At 52.8% G+C, this 17,346-nt stretch carries 12 protein-coding genes and 1 tRNA gene; 10 read left to right on the forward strand and 3 right to left on the reverse strand.

What is annotated here, in order from left to right; all coding sequences use genetic code 11:
* Window positions 1–2,147, reverse strand: a 2,147-nt coding sequence (locus OPU96_RS23675; RefSeq protein ID WP_498559792.1) for a retention module-containing protein, incomplete at its 3' end; no start/stop codon positions are given.
* 341 nt (window positions 2,148–2,488) lie between these two features.
* Between OPU96_RS23675 and OPU96_RS23680 the strand changes: the two genes are divergently transcribed.
* From OPU96_RS23680 to OPU96_RS23725, 10 genes are all read left to right on the forward strand, one after another.
* Window positions 2,489–3,841 (forward strand): TolC family outer membrane protein, encoded by a 1,353-nt coding sequence (locus OPU96_RS23680; protein ID WP_192298429.1) that lies wholly within the window; start codon window positions 2,489–2,491, stop codon window positions 3,839–3,841.
* Window positions 3,842–3,886: 45 nt separating this feature from the next.
* Window positions 3,887–6,040 (forward strand): type I secretion system permease/ATPase, encoded by a 2,154-nt coding sequence (locus OPU96_RS23685; RefSeq protein ID WP_192298430.1) that lies wholly within the window; start codon window positions 3,887–3,889, stop codon window positions 6,038–6,040.
* Window positions 6,030–7,406 carry an HlyD family type I secretion periplasmic adaptor subunit gene (locus OPU96_RS23690; RefSeq protein WP_226456766.1) on the forward strand — a complete coding sequence of 459 codons (1,377 nt, stop codon included), beginning with the start codon at window positions 6,030–6,032 and terminating at the stop codon, window positions 7,404–7,406. The genes OPU96_RS23685 and OPU96_RS23690 overlap by 11 nt, the downstream gene beginning before the upstream one ends.
* Before the next feature lie 108 nt (window positions 7,407–7,514).
* Window positions 7,515–7,590: transfer RNA gene (locus OPU96_RS23695), tRNA-Thr, on the forward strand.
* 172 nt (window positions 7,591–7,762) lie between these two features.
* Complete coding sequence (locus OPU96_RS23700; protein ID WP_498559793.1) at window positions 7,763–9,097, forward strand: tyrosine-type recombinase/integrase; 1,335 nt, start codon at window positions 7,763–7,765, stop codon at window positions 9,095–9,097.
* 1 nt (window position 9,098) lies between these two features.
* Window positions 9,099–9,428: a hypothetical protein gene (locus OPU96_RS23705; protein WP_498559794.1), complete on the forward strand. Its 330-nt coding sequence runs from the start codon at window positions 9,099–9,101 to the stop codon at window positions 9,426–9,428.
* Window positions 9,429–10,324: 896 nt separating this feature from the next.
* Window positions 10,325–11,296: an integrase domain-containing protein gene (locus OPU96_RS23710; RefSeq protein ID WP_498559795.1), complete on the forward strand. Its 972-nt coding sequence runs from the start codon at window positions 10,325–10,327 to the stop codon at window positions 11,294–11,296.
* A complete protein-coding gene (locus tag OPU96_RS23715; RefSeq protein WP_498559796.1) occupies window positions 11,293–11,568 on the forward strand; it encodes a hypothetical protein in 276 nt (91 codons plus the stop codon). The genes OPU96_RS23710 and OPU96_RS23715 overlap by 4 nt, the downstream gene beginning before the upstream one ends.
* A gap of 188 nt (window positions 11,569–11,756) precedes the next feature.
* Window positions 11,757–12,731 carry a HamA C-terminal domain-containing protein gene (locus OPU96_RS23720; protein WP_498559797.1) on the forward strand — a complete coding sequence of 325 codons (975 nt, stop codon included), beginning with the start codon at window positions 11,757–11,759 and terminating at the stop codon, window positions 12,729–12,731.
* Window positions 12,728–15,277: a DEAD/DEAH box helicase gene (locus OPU96_RS23725; protein ID WP_498559798.1), complete on the forward strand. Its 2,550-nt coding sequence runs from the start codon at window positions 12,728–12,730 to the stop codon at window positions 15,275–15,277. Before OPU96_RS23720 ends, OPU96_RS23725 begins: the two co-directional genes overlap by 4 nt.
* Window positions 15,278–15,582: 305 nt before the next feature.
* On the opposite strand, the gene OPU96_RS23730 is transcribed toward OPU96_RS23725, so the two are convergent.
* Together OPU96_RS23730 and OPU96_RS23735 are read right to left on the reverse strand one after the other, a co-directional pair.
* Window positions 15,583–16,212 carry a hypothetical protein gene (locus tag OPU96_RS23730; protein WP_498559799.1) on the reverse strand — a complete coding sequence of 210 codons (630 nt, stop codon included), beginning with the start codon at window positions 16,210–16,212 and terminating at the stop codon, window positions 15,583–15,585.
* A gap of 76 nt (window positions 16,213–16,288) precedes the next feature.
* Window positions 16,289–17,185: a DUF2971 domain-containing protein gene (locus OPU96_RS23735; RefSeq protein ID WP_498559800.1), complete on the reverse strand. Its 897-nt coding sequence runs from the start codon at window positions 17,183–17,185 to the stop codon at window positions 16,289–16,291.
* Between the last annotated feature and the right edge of the window lie 161 nt (window positions 17,186–17,346).

Consider the following 17,346-nt stretch of genomic DNA (forward strand, 5'->3'; position numbering starts at 1 on the left):
AAGGAGATAGTCAGGCCATCACGCGGCGTCTCTTCGTCGGTCGCAGTGAAGGTACCGGCCACGGTGCCCGCAGTGGCAGAGTTTTCTTCCAGGGTGTTGGCGACCACTTCAATCACCGGCACATCGTTGTGCAGGGTGACGGTCGGTTGGTCGGAACCTGTGGAGTTCGCGCCCTGAGGGTCGGTAACCGTCAGGTCGATCTTCGGCAATTGATTGCCAGCGTTAACGAAGTCCGCGCCTTTCTGGGTCAGCACAACGTTGTTGCCGGAGATAGCGTAGTAGCCGTCGGCGTTGCTGTTGCCGGTGAAGGAGATGGTCAGGCCATCACGCGGCGTCTCTTCGTCGGTGGCGGTGAAGGTACCGGCGACGGTGCCCGCTGTCGCGGTGTCTTCAACAATGGTGTTGGCCGTGACTTCAATCACCGGCACATCGTTTTGCAGGGTGACGGTTGGTTGGCCGGTAGCGGTGGTGCTGACGTTGTCAGCATCGGTAACGGTCAGGCCGATCTGCGGCAGTTGGTTGCCGGCGTTAACGAAGTCTGCACCCTTCTGGGTCAGGACGACGTTGTTGCCGTCGATGGCGTAGTAGCCATCTTTGTTGCTGTCGCCGGTGAACGCGATTTTCAGCTGGTCAGCTGGCGTTTCTGCATCGCTGGCAACAAAGGTGCCCGCCACACTGCCGGCGACCGCGGTGTTTTCGACCAGGGTGTTGCCCGTTACTTGAATCACTGGGGCATCGTTAACCGGCGTCACCGTCACGTTCAGCGTGCTGCTGGACCCGGTGTTGGTGGTGTAGCCAATCGTTGGCACCTCACCGTTGTAATCCTTGATCGGCGTAAAGGTGTACGCGCCATCCGTGCCAATCGTGATGCTGCCCACGCCTTCGATGTTGGCGGTTTGACCGGCGTTATAGGTATTGCCGCCCACCTGGAAGGTGGCCACGGTCAACACGTTGTCGATGTCGCTGTCGTTGCTCAGCACGTTGCCAGTGGCGAGGGTATCTTCGGCAATCGTGTTGGTATCGGGCTTCAATACGCTCGGATCATCCACGGCAACGACCGTCGAAGTGGCCGCCTGCGGATTGATCGCAAGGTTCTCGTAGTTACCGCCGGTCGCGCTGGTGATGGTGGCGCTGACAGTGAGGTCTTTGCCGTCGGCCAGGTTGGCAGGTGTGTCGACCGTGACCGTACCAGTGGTTTTACCGGCTTCGATGGTGATGGTCTTATCGTTCGACAGCTTGATCACTACGTCGGTCTGCGCCGCGTTGGTCACGGTCGCGGTGTAGACGATCTGGCCGCCTTCATTCACCGAGGCGGTCGCGGTCAGGGTGACGGTGGTGGTGTCGATGGTGTCGGTGATCTGCGTAACAGCCGGCGCCGGGTCGGTGGTGATGATCAGGTTGCCGCCGCCGGAAGTGCCGGCGATGGTGGCGGAGATCGACGAGGCGTCCAGGTAAGGCGTGTCGTTACCGGCGAAGGTGACGTTCAGCGCGCCCGAAGTCTGGCCGGCGGCGATCACCACGGAGAGGCCGTTGGACAGGGTGACGGTCAGGTCGCTGGTCGGCGCCTGGGTGATGAATACGGTGTAAACGACGACGCCACCGGCTTCGGTGATGGTCGGCGTGGCGGTCAGAGTGATCGTGACGTTACGCGGGTCGACACCATTGTTGGTGGCACCGGTATCGAGGGCGGTGGTGGCGCTGGCGGCGTTCAGACCGTTCGTCGGATAGCCGATGGTCGGGTCAACCACGCCTGCGGTGGCTTCCAGCACGATAAAGCTGTGGCCGCCGCCCGCGGCGCCGTCTGCGCCTGCGGAGGTCGGGCCGGCGGCGGTGGCTTCGAGGTCTTGGGTCGGGTCGGCGCCGGCGGCGATGGCTTGCTGCAGTTCGGCAACGGACGGTGCGGCTTGGGCAGTGGCGGCGCTGAGGTCGGTGACCGAGTCAGGAGCGTTTGCGCTCCACTGAGTGTCACGCCCCAGGTCAATGGTGCGGCCGTCGGCCAGTTCCAGGGAGACAGCGCCCGATGCGCCGGTATCGACTTGCTCACCCGAGAGCAGGCGATCCCCTTCTACAAGCAGGCGACGAATCCCTTCCGGGGATACCGCGAACACTTGACCGACAATGCTTTTGACGACCGCAACGCTGCTCATAAAAGACTCTCCGTGTATTACCGTTCGAGGTATCCATCATGGAGACCGGCCTCATTACCTATGCCGATTCGATAGCTGGAGTACTTAACTGTATGTGATAAATTTGGCGTCAATAATTTGTTGTTTGATTCAGCAAATTACTTTTCCGTCAAGGTATTGACCTATTTGGCGCCATCCTAAACAATCCGCCCAGTAATGTCACATTGATATTTAATCGGCACGCGACTTTCTGTTTGGACTACCAGGTTCCTATGACAAGCAGTCATTTCGGTTGCCAATTCCAATGCAATATTTCACGTCTGTTGCGTTTTTCAGGCAACCATCCCCGGGGAAGAATCAGAATGCGTTTGCACCTTTTTAAAGCTGTGCCGTTTGCTTTAGCCGCCAGTTTCGTCCAGGCCCAAACCCTGCCTGAAGCCATGCAAGATGCGGTGAAAAATCACCCGGAGATTCAGGCAGCTATTAATGCACGCATTGCTGCCGACTATCAGGTACGCGAAGCCCAGGGCGGCTACCTGCCTAAAGTCGACCTGTTGGGCGGCTATGGCCGTGAAAGCTCCGACAACACCACGACGCGCGCCAACAGCAACAGCCATGATTGGAAGAACCTGAACCGCGGCGAGTCGACCATTCGCCTGCAACAAAATTTGTTCCAGGGCTTTGGCACCGTCAATGAAGTCGGCCGCCAACAAGCCACCGCCAACTCCCGTGGTTATGCGCTGCTCAACACCTCCGAGCGCACCGCGCTGACCGTTGCCCAGGTTTATCTGGATGTCTTGACCCGTCGCGAGATGGTGCAACTGGCAGAAGACAACCTGAAGAGCCACGAACGTATTTTTGACCAGATCAAACTGCGCACCAGCCGTGGCGTCGGAAGAATGGCGGACATGGACCAGGCCGAAGCCCGTCTGGCTCAAGCGCAAAACAACCTGATCACCGAGCAGACCAACCTGGCTGACGCAAACACCAACTTCCTCAGTGTTGTCGGCAAGGAACCGGACCAGCTTGAAAGGCCTACGGGCGTGGTGACCGAATTGCCGGCCAGCCTGGAAGAAGCACGCCGCCAGATGGTTGCCGACAGCCCGGTATTGCGCTCGGCCGAATCGGACATCGCCGCTGCGGAGAAGCAGTACGAAGCCGCCAAGTCGACCTTCTACCCACGTTTTGATGCGGTGCTGCAGCGTTCGGCCAACAACAACATCGGCGGCCAGGAAGGTCATGAAAATGGCTACTCCGCGATGCTGAACATGCAGTTCAACCTGTTCAACGGCGGCAGCGACAAGGCCAGCCTGCAATCGAAGGCGTCCCAGGCCAGCCAGGCACTGGACATCCGCAACAACGCCCTGCGCCAACTGAACGAAGAGCTGGGCCTGGCGTGGAACGCCTACAACAACGCCACCCAGCAAGTGCCGATCGCGCAGCAGTATGTTGACCGCAGCACCAAAGTACGGACCTCGTACCAGCAGCAGTTCAGCCTCGGTGAGCGTACACTGCTCGACTTGCTCGACAGCGAGAACGAATTGTTCACCGCCCAGCAGCGCTTGGCACAGATCAAAAGCCTGCAAACTTACACGCAGTACCGTATCAAGGCCGACATGGGCCAACTGCTGAGAAGTCAGGGCGTGGTGGCTCCGATGGCATCAGTTGTGCAAAACGATATTAAACCGTCGGTAAACCTGCCAGGGATGAACTGATTCTTGACGGCGTTGAACCACAAAACCGCTTAAGAGAGAGTCAGCTTGGATCCTGAAATTGGTGTGGCGCAACTCAACCATGACCCGCGCACTCAGCACGACGACCCATTGCTAGATGGGTTGTTGGCTCTCTGCTCCCTGCATTACAAGCCCGCCAGCCGGGCCATGCTGACCACCGGCCTGCCTCTGGCAGGCCAACGCATGAGCGCCGATCTGCTGCCGCGTGCAGCAGCCCGGGCGGGTTTGCAGGGGCGGTTGCTACAGCGCAAGCTGGAGCAGATCCCGTCCATCGCCTTGCCGGCCTTGCTGCTATTAAAGGAAGGCCGCAGTGCGGTGCTGTTGGGTTGGGAGGGTGATACCGCCCGCCTGCTGCTCAGCGAAAGCGACGGCGGTGAGGTGCAAGTCAGCCGAGAAGTGCTGAGCCAGGATTACAGTGGTCGGGTGTTCTTCGCCCAGCCACAGCACAAATTTGACGTCACCAGCGGCACCCTGATTCCACGCGCACGCTCGTGGTTCAAAGACACCCTCAAACGTTCACGCTGGCTGTACGCCGACGCCATCGCCGCAAGCCTGGTGATCAACCTGATCGCCCTGGCCGCGCCGTTGTTCGTGATGAACGTGTATGACCGCGTCGTACCGAACCAGGCCACCGCCACCTTGTGGGTACTGGCCATCGGTATCTGCGGCGCCTACCTGTTCGACCTGCTGCTCAAGAGCATGCGCAGCCTGTGCCTGGACCTGGCGGGCAAGAAAACCGACCTGATCATCTCCGCGACGCTGTTCGAACGCATCGTCGGCATGTCGATGAAAATGCGCCCGGCGCGCGTCGGCAGCTATGCGTCCAACATCCACGAGTTCCAGGGGATGCGTGACTTCCTCACGTCCCTGACCCTCGCCAGCCTGATCGATTTGCCCTTTACCCTGATCATCCTCGCGGTGATCGCACTGCTGGGCGGCCACCTGGTGTGGATTCCCATCGTCGCCTTCCCGCTGGCCCTGGGCATCGGGCACTTCCTGCAAAAACCGCTGACCGCGACACTTGAACGCACCATGGCCCTGGGCGCCGAGCGCCAGTCGAGCCTGATCGAAACCCTCGCCGGGCTGGATGCGGTGAAGGTCAACAACGCCGAAAGCGAGCGCCAGTACCAGTGGGAACAAACCATTGGCACCCTCAGCCGCCTGGAACTGCGGGTCAAGGTGCTGTCCGGCCTGGCGATGAACATCACGCTGCTGATCCAACAACTGGCCGGCGTGGCGATGATCATCTTTGGTGTGTACCAGATCATCGACGGCACCCTCAGCATGGGCGGCCTGGTGGCCTGCTACATGCTCAGCGGCCGTGCACTCGGCCCGCTGGCCCAGCTGTCGGGCCTGTTGACACGCTACCAGCAAGCCAAGGTGACGATGGTCTCGGTGGACCAGATGATGGAGTTGCCGCAGGAACGCAACTTCGACGAACGCCCCCTCAGCCGTAAAACGCTGCAAGGCGCGATGACCTTCCGCGACGTCAATTTTACCTACCCGGACCAGCAGAACCAGGCCCTGCACGGGATCAACCTGAACGTTCGTCCCGGTGAAAAAATCGGCATCATCGGCCGCAGCGGCTCGGGCAAAAGCTCGCTGGCCAAGCTGCTGGTGGGCCTGTACCAGCCGGACTCCGGCTCGTTGCTGGTGGACGGCGTAGACATCCGCCAGATCGACGTCAGCGAATTGCGCCACAACATCGGCTACGTCGCCCAGGACATCCAGCTGCTGGCCGGTACCCTGCGTGACAACCTGGTCTCGGGTGCGCGCTACGTGGACGACGAAATGGTGCTGCAAGCCGCCGAACTGGCCGGCGTGCACGAGTTCGCCAGGCTGCACCCGCAAGGCTATGAGTTGCAGGTGGGCGAGCGCGGGCAGAACCTCTCCGGCGGTCAACGCCAGAACGTCGCCCTGGCCCGTGCGCTGCTGCTGAACCCACCGATCCTGCTGCTCGACGAACCGACCAGCGCCATGGACAACACTGGCGAAGAGCGCCTGAAACAGCGCTTGCAAGCCGTCATCGAAAACAAGACGGTGATTCTGGTCACCCACCGCGCCTCGCTGTTGAGCCTGGTGGATCGCCTGCTGGTGATCGACCGTGGCCAGATACTCGCGGACGGTCCAAAAGCGGCCGTTATGGAAGCGCTGAAAAAGGGGCAGATCAGTGTTGCTTAAGTCCGGCCCAGGCCGTTGGAAAGATGTGATCTTCCGCTACTTCAAGGGCAGCGCCTCGCTTGATGGCCAGCCCCTGCCCGAAGTCGAAAAAGCCCTGATCGACGACGCCCCGCGCATCGTGCGCCTGACCATCTGGGGCGTGATCGGCTTTTTCGTGTTCCTGCTGCTGTGGGCCCACTTCGCGATCATCGACGAAGTGACCAAGGGCGAAGGCAAGGCGATTCCGTCCTCGCGCATCCAGAAGATCCAGAACCTGGAGGGCGGCATCGTCGCCCAGATCTACGTACACGAAGGCCAGATCGTCGAAGCCGGCGCGCCGCTGATCCGCCTGGACGACACGCGCTTTGCCTCCAACGTCGGCGAAACCGAAGCCGAACGCGTATCCATGGAGCTGCGTGTGGAACGTCTCAGCGCGGAAGTCGACGACCGCCCGCTGAAGATCACCGACGCCGCGCGCAAGGCCGTGCCCAATCAGGTGTCGAGCGAAGAATCGCTGTACGCCAGCCGCCGCCAGCAACTGGCCGATGAAGTGGGCGGGCTGCAACAACAGCTGCTGCAACGCCAGCAGGAGCTACGCGAGTTCAGCTCCAAGCAGGAACAGTACCGCAACAGCCTGAACCTGCTGCGCCAGGAAATCGGCATGTCCGAACCGCTGGTCGCCCAGGGCGCAATTTCTCCGGTAGAAGTCCTGCGCCTCAAGCGCTCGGAAGTTGAAACCCGCGGCATGCTCGACGGCACCACCCTGGCCATCCCCCGTGCCCAGGCGGCGATCAACGAAGTGCAACGCAAAATCGACGAAACCCGCGGCAAATTCCGCAGCGAGGCCCTCGCCCAACTGAACGAAGCGCGCACCCTGCTGAGCAAGGCGCAAGCCACCTCCAAGGGCCTGGAAGACCGCGTCAGCCGCACCATGGTCACCTCGCCCGTGCGCGGCATCGTCAAGCAGATGCTGGTCAACACCGTCGGCGGCGTGATCCAGCCTGGCAGCGACATGGCCGAAGTGGTCCCGCTGGACGACACGATCCTGGTAGAAGCAAAAATCCGCCCGCAAGACATCGCCTTCCTGCACCCCGGCCAAGAAGCCATGATCAAATTCACCGCCTACGACTACACCATCTACGGCGGCCTCAAAGGCAAACTCGAACAGATCGGCGCCGACACCGTGATGGACGAAGAGAAGAAAAACACCTTCTACATCATCAAACTGCGCACCGACCGCAGCCACCTGGGCACGGACGAGAAGCCACTGCTGATCATCCCCGGCATGGTGGCCTCGGTGGACATCATCACCGGCAAGAAGAGCATCTTGAGCTACCTGCTCAAACCGATCATCAAGTCCCGGGCCGAGGCGATGCACGAGCGGTGATTGCGGGGAAATACAGGGGGACGATGGGAAAACTGGGGTTTTCGCAAAAATAGTCAGATTTCAGGGGTTTACAGAACCTTGGCAGTCGCTATAATCGTCGCCCAACACGCCGGTATAGCTCAGTTGGTAGAGCAACTGACTTGTAATCAGTAGGTCCCGGGTTCGACTCCTGGTGCCGGCACCATACAAGGTTCCAGAGAATGCTTTCAAAATCTCTGGAACCCCCGAAAAACCCGCCTTCTGGCGGGTTTTTTCGTTTTGGCGTTCCATCGGTTTCCGTCAGAAACTGGTGGATTCCAACCGTTTTAAGGGTAGAGTTTGGGATACAGGTCACTTCGATAAAAGGGAGTACCCTTATGTCGCGCACCACAGCTCCGCTCTCCGACGCAGCTTGCCGCTTGGCAAAACCTACAGACCGCGCCTACAAGCTTTTCGACGGCGATGGCCTCTACCTCCTAGTCCAACCCAATGGCCGCAAAGGCTGGCGGCTCCGTTACGTCAAACCTGACGGACGCGAAGGACTGACCTCGTTCGGCAACTACCCCGTCGTTGGCCTCGCCGATGCGCGCCGCAAGCGCTTGGAAGTTAAGCGAATGCTGGCGGATGGCGTTGATCCTATAGAGACCAAGCACCAAGCCAAGGCGGAAGCCGTAATCAAAGGCAGAACCTTTGAAAGCGTTGCCCTCGACTGGCATACGGAAATGTCGGCCAAGTGGGCACCAGGCCATTCCAAGACAGTGATGAGCCGCCTCAAAACTCACGTGTTCCCGCTGATCGGCGCCCGCGCCATTGTCGACCTCGACACCCATGACCTCATGCAGCCCTTGGAAGCGATCAAGAAGCGCGGAACGATAGACGTAGCTTTAAGGGTACAAAACTACCTGCAGAGCATCATGCGCGAGGCAAAACGCCTCCGGCTTATCACCGCAAACCCTGCTTACGACCTCGAAGGCTTGATCAAAGCCCCGCGGGTGGTACATCGCCCCGCTCTACCCTTATCGCGACTGCCGGAACTACAGGAACGGATCGACACTTACAAAGGCCGGGCACTTACACGGCTGACGGTCATGCTGTCGCTGCATGTGTTTGTACGATCCAGCGAGCTGCGTTTCGCCCGCTGGAGCGAGTTCGACCTCAAGCGCGGCGTCTGGGAGATACCGGACACTCGGCCCGCGTTGGAGGGCGTACCCTTTTCCACAAGGGGTACGAAGATGGCAGGGGACATCCATTTAGTACCCTTATCGCCGCAAGCAGTGGCGCTACTCGAAAAAATCCATGCACTCACAGGCAAATTCGCATTGGTCTTCGCAGGGGATGCCAAACCCTGGAAGCCCATGTCCGAAAATACCGTGAACAACGCGCTTCGGACGATGGGATACGACACCAAAACCGATATCTGCGGGCATGGATTTCGTTCGATGGCCTGCAGCGCACTGATCGAGTCAGGATTGTGGTCGGAGACGGCTATTGAACGGCAGATGAGCCACAAGGAGCGCAACAACGTCCGCGCCGCTTACATCCACAAGGCCGAGTTCATCGAGGAGCGCAGGCTGATCATGAACTGGTGGAGCCGGTACCTAGAGGCCAACCGGCAGGAGCATGTCACTCCGCACGAATTTGCCAACCAGATTGGAGATAACGTTACTCGGATAAAGGCGAAGCCTGGCATTGGCGCAGAGAGGAGGAATTGATATGGATATCTCAACCGCACAAAGCATCAAGCTCGTCATGGTGTCGGCAACCGGACTGTCAAAAGACGCGTTGCATATATATTTGGGCATGGCGATCTATTTAACGTTGATCATCGGCACCCGACGATTCAGGCCATACCTTGGCTGGCTGGTTGTTTTCATCATTGCGTGTGCAGGCGAGTGGGTGGATCGGCGAGACGATATTGGAAGCTTCGGATACTGGCGATGGCAGGCAAGCGCTCACGACGTTCTCAACACGCTGTTTTGGCCGACGGCGCTAACACTGCTTTGGCTTTTAAAGTGCCGCAGCAAAGTAAGCGTACATCCGTAAGACATTCGCAATCTGCTCTGCCACGCGGGTCCATCCAAACAGGGCTGCAAAGCCGCCCTGTTTGGATGGACCTCCCTTAAAAAATCTAAAGCCCACGCAACTGTCTGTGGAAAACCACATATTTCCACCGGTGGATAATTTCATCCACAGCCCCAGAACTGCCGAAAATTCGAGCCTTGACCCAAATTATCCACAGGCGTAGAAAAGATCGGGCAAAGCGCTGTCGTTGACAGCAACCCAGGTAGCCAGAACCTTTAAGGCTACGCCACATCATGGTGGTTCTCCCAAAGTGCGATTAGCGTCCGGCGGCTCGCACGGTCACAGCGATGTGATGGATGCCTACTTTTACCAGTGTGCCCACTGCGGCAACTCATCCCCTTTCATAGCTGCCCTGCAGCAACCTACCCGCTTGGCCATTTCCTTGCGCCAACCTGCGCCCGTCTCTTTCTTCCGGAAAGAGACGGGCGCTCCTACCGCTGCTGCAGCCCAACTCGTACAAGGCTTTGCGGCATTTCCCCTCGCGACAATCGGCGCGACAAACACCGAAGTCACCAGCAATAGCGATGCAGATGATGGTGCCGCAGCCCACGGAATGGACTGCACCTGACTGACAGTCAGGCATGCCCCGGTCATCGCTTCACTGCCTTCACCCGACTCAGGATCTCGCGGTGCCGGTCTCGTCAGCCAGTGCAGCCTCCACCCGCCCACTTCCTCGGAAGTGCTCAGAAGGCCAGATCATGAGATGCCCAAGCTCCCGGTCGTAAAGAGCCGCCAGTCCCGCGTTAGTGGACAACCCTCACAGGTCGCAGGGGCCTTGATCCCTGATAACACTCAACATTTGTGGCGGGATGACGTGGGGAAGGTTTTACAAGTGTGGCTTCGAGAGGAGTTTGGTCATGGCATTGGTCGGTAGACGGGACGGGCGTAATTTTGGCTATGGTCGGCAATTGAGTTATGCCGGACCACAGGCATTGAAAGATCTGTTTGGCGGTGGGCACTACGGCACGGTCAAGGCGCACAGTGATCGTTGGCAGGCGTTTGTGCGCTGGTGTCGGTCGGAGGATGGGCCGGGGGTTAACGATGCGCGAAAAATTGATCGGCAGACCTTGCTGAACTACGCCGGGCATCTGCGTCAGCAAGTTGAACTAGGCGCTATATGCATCGCCACCGCGCAAAACCGATTGTCCAGCGTGAACCGGACCATGGCGGCGCTTCGCGGTGATCAGTATGTGAAAGTGCCGAGCCCGAGCAGGGCGCTGGGAATGCAGCGCACCACCGTCCGCTCAACAACTCCGCAAGGCCAGGATCGTGAACAGGTTAAGGGGGCCCTCAACGCATTGTGCGAATACCAACTGCCGCGCGCCGCAGCCATTGTGCAATTGGCCCGAGCCACCGGCATGCGCTTGCGCGAGGCCATCTTGGCCGACCTGCCACGCTTGAAATGTGAAGCCGAACAACTCGGCAAAATCAACATCCAGGAGGGCACCAAAGGCGGCCGCTCAGGTGCATCGGCACCTCGCTGGATCAGGGTAGATGATCACGTTCGCGATGCACTGATTTATGCCGAGCGTGTCTCGCCCGATGGTAGCCGCAATCTGTTGGCACCGGATGAAAGCTACCGAAACTTCCAACAGGCTGTCGTCCGCCCAGCACGAGATATCCTCCATCAGCACAGCCTCAAAGGCTTCCACGAATTGCGCGCAGCCTATGCCTGCGAACGCTATGAGCAAATCACCCAGCATCTCGCGCCCATCAACGGTTACCGCCTTGATCAAAACTTTGATCGAGAGGCAAGAGCACAAATCAGCTATGAGCTGGGGCATGGACGTATCGACGTGGTGTCGGCTTACATAGGAGGGCGAGCATGAGCAAGCCATTCAATATGGAACTGTTCCTCGTGAGAGTTCTGACCGGCTCGTATGCCACCCGCCAGCGCCACCTTCGTCAAGCGATGGCCATTCAAGCAGCGATCAGCGATCGCTGGCAACAGGACAATCCATGGACCTGGCAGCGAAAACATCTCGTCTGGTTTCTGGATCATCGCGTGAGCAAGCGCGGAAAGTCGACGCGCTATTACTATCTGCTTACTGTGCGCTTGCTCACCAGTTGCTTAGGAAAGTCGTGGCAGTTCAACCATTAGGCGAAGGCTAACAACCGACAAAACCATATCCTGGCTACCAGTAGAAACAGGCCCGCGGGGCGGAGATATGAAGAACTTCGCGGGGGATTCGATTTGAATCAGTGCGAACGAGACCAATGCGTAGGCACAGCCATCCAATCGTCATACTGATCCAACCGAAGGATTGGATAATTCAGCACAGTGATGGCATGCTGCCACACAACAGAGGCATTGCATGGTCGGAATGCGCATCAGTACTTCACTTCATGGATGTGGTATTTGGAATGGATTTGAGCCTCGAAAACAATGATTTCCTAGACGGGTTCGATCATCTAGAAAATTATAAAATCAGCAAAAACAGTGTTGATATTTTTTCGCTAAAAATTAATGCTAACGAATTTAATTATTCTACGTTACAAGAAAGCCTGATTGACCCGCTCATTAATTACTCTTTATCGAGGAAAGTTAAGGCTGAATACCAAGGAAAACCAGGGGCTCTCTCGCGCAAGGCTAGAGATAAATTCTTAGACTACATTCAAAATAAAGGGGAACTGGGAGAGCTGATGCTCTACTGTTTTTTGGAATCACATCTAAAAGCCCCAAAGATTCTATCGAAGCTAGAGCTAAAAACATCTACAAGCCACTACGTTAATGGCGCTGACGGGGTGCATTTTGCCAAGCTGAAAGACGGAAATTTTCAGTTAATTTTCGGCGAATCAAAGACAGAAAAAGATCTGACTACAGCACTCAGTCATGCATTCAAATCAATCTACGAGTTCAAGAACGAAATCAATTCAGCCGGGGTAAAAAAAAGTGGTCTACCTTACGAAAAAGGCTTGATTAGCGATCATTTAGAAAAAGAAACTTTTAACACAGAGGAAAAAGATTTTATCAAAAGCATTATTTACCCTAAAAGAGATAATTCTTTTGAGGTAGATGACGCATTTGGGATTTTTATCGCATACGAAATTTGCATCGACCAGAGCGACAAAAGTCTATCAAACTCAGAATTTAGAACAAAAATCCAGTCACAGATCAGAGGAGAAATCTCAAACAGGCTGCAACATATTGAAAGAAAAATTGATGAGTATAAGCTCGTCGGGCATGACTTTTATATTTATGTAGTTCCTTTCACCAATCTAACAAAAACCAGGAGAGAGATTCAAAAGGAGATAACACGGTGAAATTATTCGAAGAGCTTTCGCAGCAGGCATTGCAAGACGAATACTTTACTGATCTTTTAGTAAAATTAGAGGTACTTTCAGCGCAAAAATTCTTCCAGTTGGCTCGCATCGAACTTCAACCAAAAGAGCTGACTGATGCATTAAGGTTCGCAGACATACTCTCTCGCTCTGAAAACCCAGAAGCAAAAAACAAAGCTTATAAGATCGTCAGTCTTCTATCAGAGACTAATCACCAGGACCAAACATATCTAAGCTTTGCAAAGCCAATTCTAGTAAGACTGGGAAACTTTCCCGCGCTAAAATTTTTAGAAGACAGCTCGAATTATGAAGTTCTTTCACCACGAGAAGTTGTGTTCGAGAGGATTATAAAGGAAACCTTTCACGCAATTCCAAATAGCGAATACACTTTTACTGATTCTCAGTATGAAATTTATGAAAATCTAAAAAGAAACAATCACTACAGCTTCTCAGGACCTACTTCAATAGGGAAATCTTTTATAATTAAAGCGTTCATACACCACCTAATTTCTGAGCACAAAGGAACGGATAATATCGCTCTCCTCGTACCAACCAGGGCACTCATAAACCAAGCAGCGAACCAAATAAAAACCGAATTCTCACAGTACCAGCAGTACAAAGTACTAACGCACCCAATAATTCCAGGTGCATTTAGAAAAGAATCCAACAAGTTCATATTTATTTTCACACCAGAACGCCTTATCTCCTACCTTTCCGAACCAAGTAATCCGAAGATAGATTATCTATTCATAGATGAGGCGCACAAGATCGTTTCGGAGAAAGATACGAGAAGCCCACTTTATTACCATGCGGTTCTCCAAGCAGAAAGAAAAAGCGTTAAACTCTACTTCGCATCGCCAAACATACCGAATCCTGAAATATTTCTGCGACTATTCGAAAAAAGCTCAGACGAGTCGCTTTGTATTAAAAGCTCGCCGGTCTCACAAAATCGATACTTCCTAGATTTAATAGAGAGAAGAGGTATTCTTCTATCCGACTCAGGGACTGAAGTCGGCTTAGACGTTGATTTTAACAACTGCAATCTTAACCACTGGATAAGTAAACTTTCCAATGGAGAGAAGAGCATCGTTTACTGCAACTCTAAGTCTGACACCATTGAGTTAGCATTGGAGTTCTCAAGAACCTTACCAACAAAGAACGTCCCTGAGGTGAATGAGGTTATTTCTCTTATAGAAGAACATCTTCATAAAAAATATTATCTAATAGACTGTCTAAAAAAAGGAGTTGCTTTTCATTTCGGCAACTTACCGCAACGTATTAGAGAGAGGGTAGAGTGGTTATTCGAAAATAGAAAAATTGACTTCATTTTTTGTACTTCTACCCTCCTTGAAGGTGTTAACCTTCCTGCGAAAAATATATTTATATTGAGCAATGCAATAGGTTTGACAAAGTTTACCGATATCGATTTCTGGAATTTATGTGGTCGGGCAGGCAGACTCACCAAAGAGTTATCAGGAAATATAATCTGTACTAGAGCCGAACAAAGAAAAAATAGATGGGACAAGCCTGTTACCGATTTAAATGTTGTTAGAAAAAAGGAAATTACAAAGTTAGAACCACAAATTATCTCTGGAAAAGGAAATTTCTTTAAAAACGTAGAATCCGCACTAACCGGTAAAAATTTTAGCATAAAAAGTCCATCTGCCGACCAAGTTAGAATCTGGAAGCATTACGCAAATATTGCTTTGATTCATGAAATTCGAGGTGACGACTCCGTTCTTCGCTCTAACATTATTTTGAATACTGACGCTGCCCAAGCAGTTTTAAGATCGAAAAGCTCTTCAAACTCTGTCCCGCAAAAAATACTAGAGTCGTCGTCTGGAATAAAGGCAGAATACCAGAACAATATTTACAGCGACACCGAATTGAATAAATCTATTCTCTCTCAAGATATCACCTATGAATCCGCCCTATTTGCACTTAATTCACTCAGTGCTTTGTACAACTGGGAACATGAAGAGTCTTCTGGCAGAGACCCGTTATACAGATCAAAGGATACTTTAAAATATTACGCCGTACTTATAGCCGAATGGGCAAACACTAAGCCACTCCACTTGATGATTCAAAGCGCACTAAACTATCACGACAAAAAAGGTGAGATTTGGGTGGTGGATAAGCTGGAGCCTTTCGATAAAAATAGTCAGCGCCAGTTGAATATAGTGATCAATGGATTAATATCCGACATCGATAATTTTATTAGATTTAAAATAAGAAGCTATTTTGAAAACTACAACATGCTATTGAAGGCAAGATTTGGAGAGGAAGCGTCTGGGCCGAACTGGTCGGAGTTTCTAGAGTATGGCACTACCGATCTGAGAATAATCGAGCTTCAAAACTATGGAATTCCTCGCCATCTAGCCCAGTTTTTAATTATAAATTTTTCAGATTTGATGAATTTCACCGACAAAACCACCGTCCCTTTCAACAAGGAGAAAATACTTTCACTGATGGCAGATTTTGCTGATGAACATAAGGAGTTAAGCGAACTCCACTTATATGAGCAATAGCTCAATCCACCTTAAATTAATGCAATGCAAACCGAATACGAATTATAAAGCAATCTATATTGCGCATTACACAAAGGCTCGAATTCACAAGCGAGAGCCGGTTTATGGCTACCGGAAACTACGATTCTTCCGGAATTGATTCGTCGCAACAGGCAGGAACACGTTGAAGCACTACAGCGTGTAGATGAGACCGCGCCCTAACTGATCGAGAATCTCACCCCTTGTTCCAGCCGAGCCGCTGCGTCAGAGGGCGATGGTATTCTCAAATTGGTGCGCAGCCCCTACAAACATAAAATTAACTCTCTTTATTTTTTATCAGTAATAGCTTCTAGTCCTTTGACCATAAACCATTTTTTCCTTGGTAGCAAAGACGAGCTAAATCGGTTTCCTACATTTCCAACTCTAATACAGGAAGCGATCAAAGCATCCATTGCAACTCTAATCCCTTCATCTTTGAAAGCTATCGATGGTGATCCATCTGTCAAACAGCTGACTCTTGGATGATCTATTGCGTTTAAATATTCATCGAATGTATCTCTCGCCAACGCCATACCATAAATCCGCCAAGCATACTTTTTACCGAGATACATACCGTCGATTGCAGAGTGTACAACTCGATCATTAGACTTCTGGGTTTCAGTATGCCTTCTTTGCTCACCTAATTTACTTGCAACGTAGTGACTAACAGCAGGTTCAACAACATCTGCTCTAGAAGTCGCTGAAATATCAACCCAATTTATTCCAGACTCCGATTCGTAACCGATATTGTATCGCTCTCCCACGAGAAAAATAGGTTCTTTATTTGCGATCATCTGATATACAGTTGAAGTACTCTCAGGCGTAAACTTGTGCAGCCATCTCCCGGAAGAATCCGGACATATAACATAATTACTAACAATCAGCACCGGTGTTGTTTTTAGCTCTCTAGACTTCAATTTTATCTCCTTTTAAAATATACAAACCTATAGAAAAACGGACCACTCGCTTTGGCTGCCTGTAAGTCGCCTTCAGTTATGCTCCTTTCTCACTCACGACATGTCGGGAAAGAACGCCCCGATTATCTTGCATGCGATAAACTACACAGTCTGTGTAATGTTCACTCACAAGAGCCCGCACCTCAGCTTGCAACTCTGAAGACGCTCTAACTCCTAAAGTCACCGACTCCAACTCCTCAGGATAAAACAAGTAGTCGTTGTATTGATTACCACTTTCCATCGGCCTGTAAGTAATTGCCCTCCACTCTCCCTCATACTCCCATTCTTTGGTTTTTGAGCATGTAATCGCAATTCTTGCATTTTTTTTGAGTTCTGTAGACGGTCCATAAAGTAAAAAGTCCAGACCAGAGCCGACGACTGAAACTTCGTCGCTGTAAATTACTTTTTCAGCCCCAAGTAACGGCGTTGAGTACTCTTCAATGTGCCTGAAACCGAGGACAAGACCTTTGTGGTTCTCGGCGTAGTTCCCCCACAAAACTTGGTTATCTGGTTTTGTGGTAACGCATAGTACTCTGGTTGTCTCAAGGCGAGTCTTACTGTAAATCTGGGCTAGTAGATCAGTAATAATTACATCAGCATTAGGGATTTCAGGTATCAGCTTGACTAAATTCTGAATGACTTCTGTAGAACTGATACCAACTTTCAGTTGGCGCCGAGCTTCCGCGAGCTGCATTACTCTCAGAGGAAGCAAATTGTTTTCATTGATCTGGCGCTTCGCTTGGGCAGCTTCAACTAATATCTGAGGGAGCATTCGTTGAGCATCAGCTGCTGTAGGTTTGAAGCAAGGCATGCGTTGGAATTCAGCAGTGTCATTAAATGTACTAGGGTCTGACCAGCGAAGTCTAAATGTTTTGAGATTGATCAAGCCTACTTCTGAAGATGTGTACTTGTAAAATATCGAAGGAAGATTCATTTGGTTAATACTCTTTATGACAAACTACCAATAACCAATTCATTTCCCTTTCTATACCTAAGCAATAGACCACTATCATTTGGAGCTCCCTAGGCTCTTAACGTCGCGTTCTGCGAAAACACTGTTACGTATTTACCCCCATAATCTTGCATGTTGAAATC

It is taken from the genome of Pseudomonas sp. RP-B7, assembly GCF_059803535.1.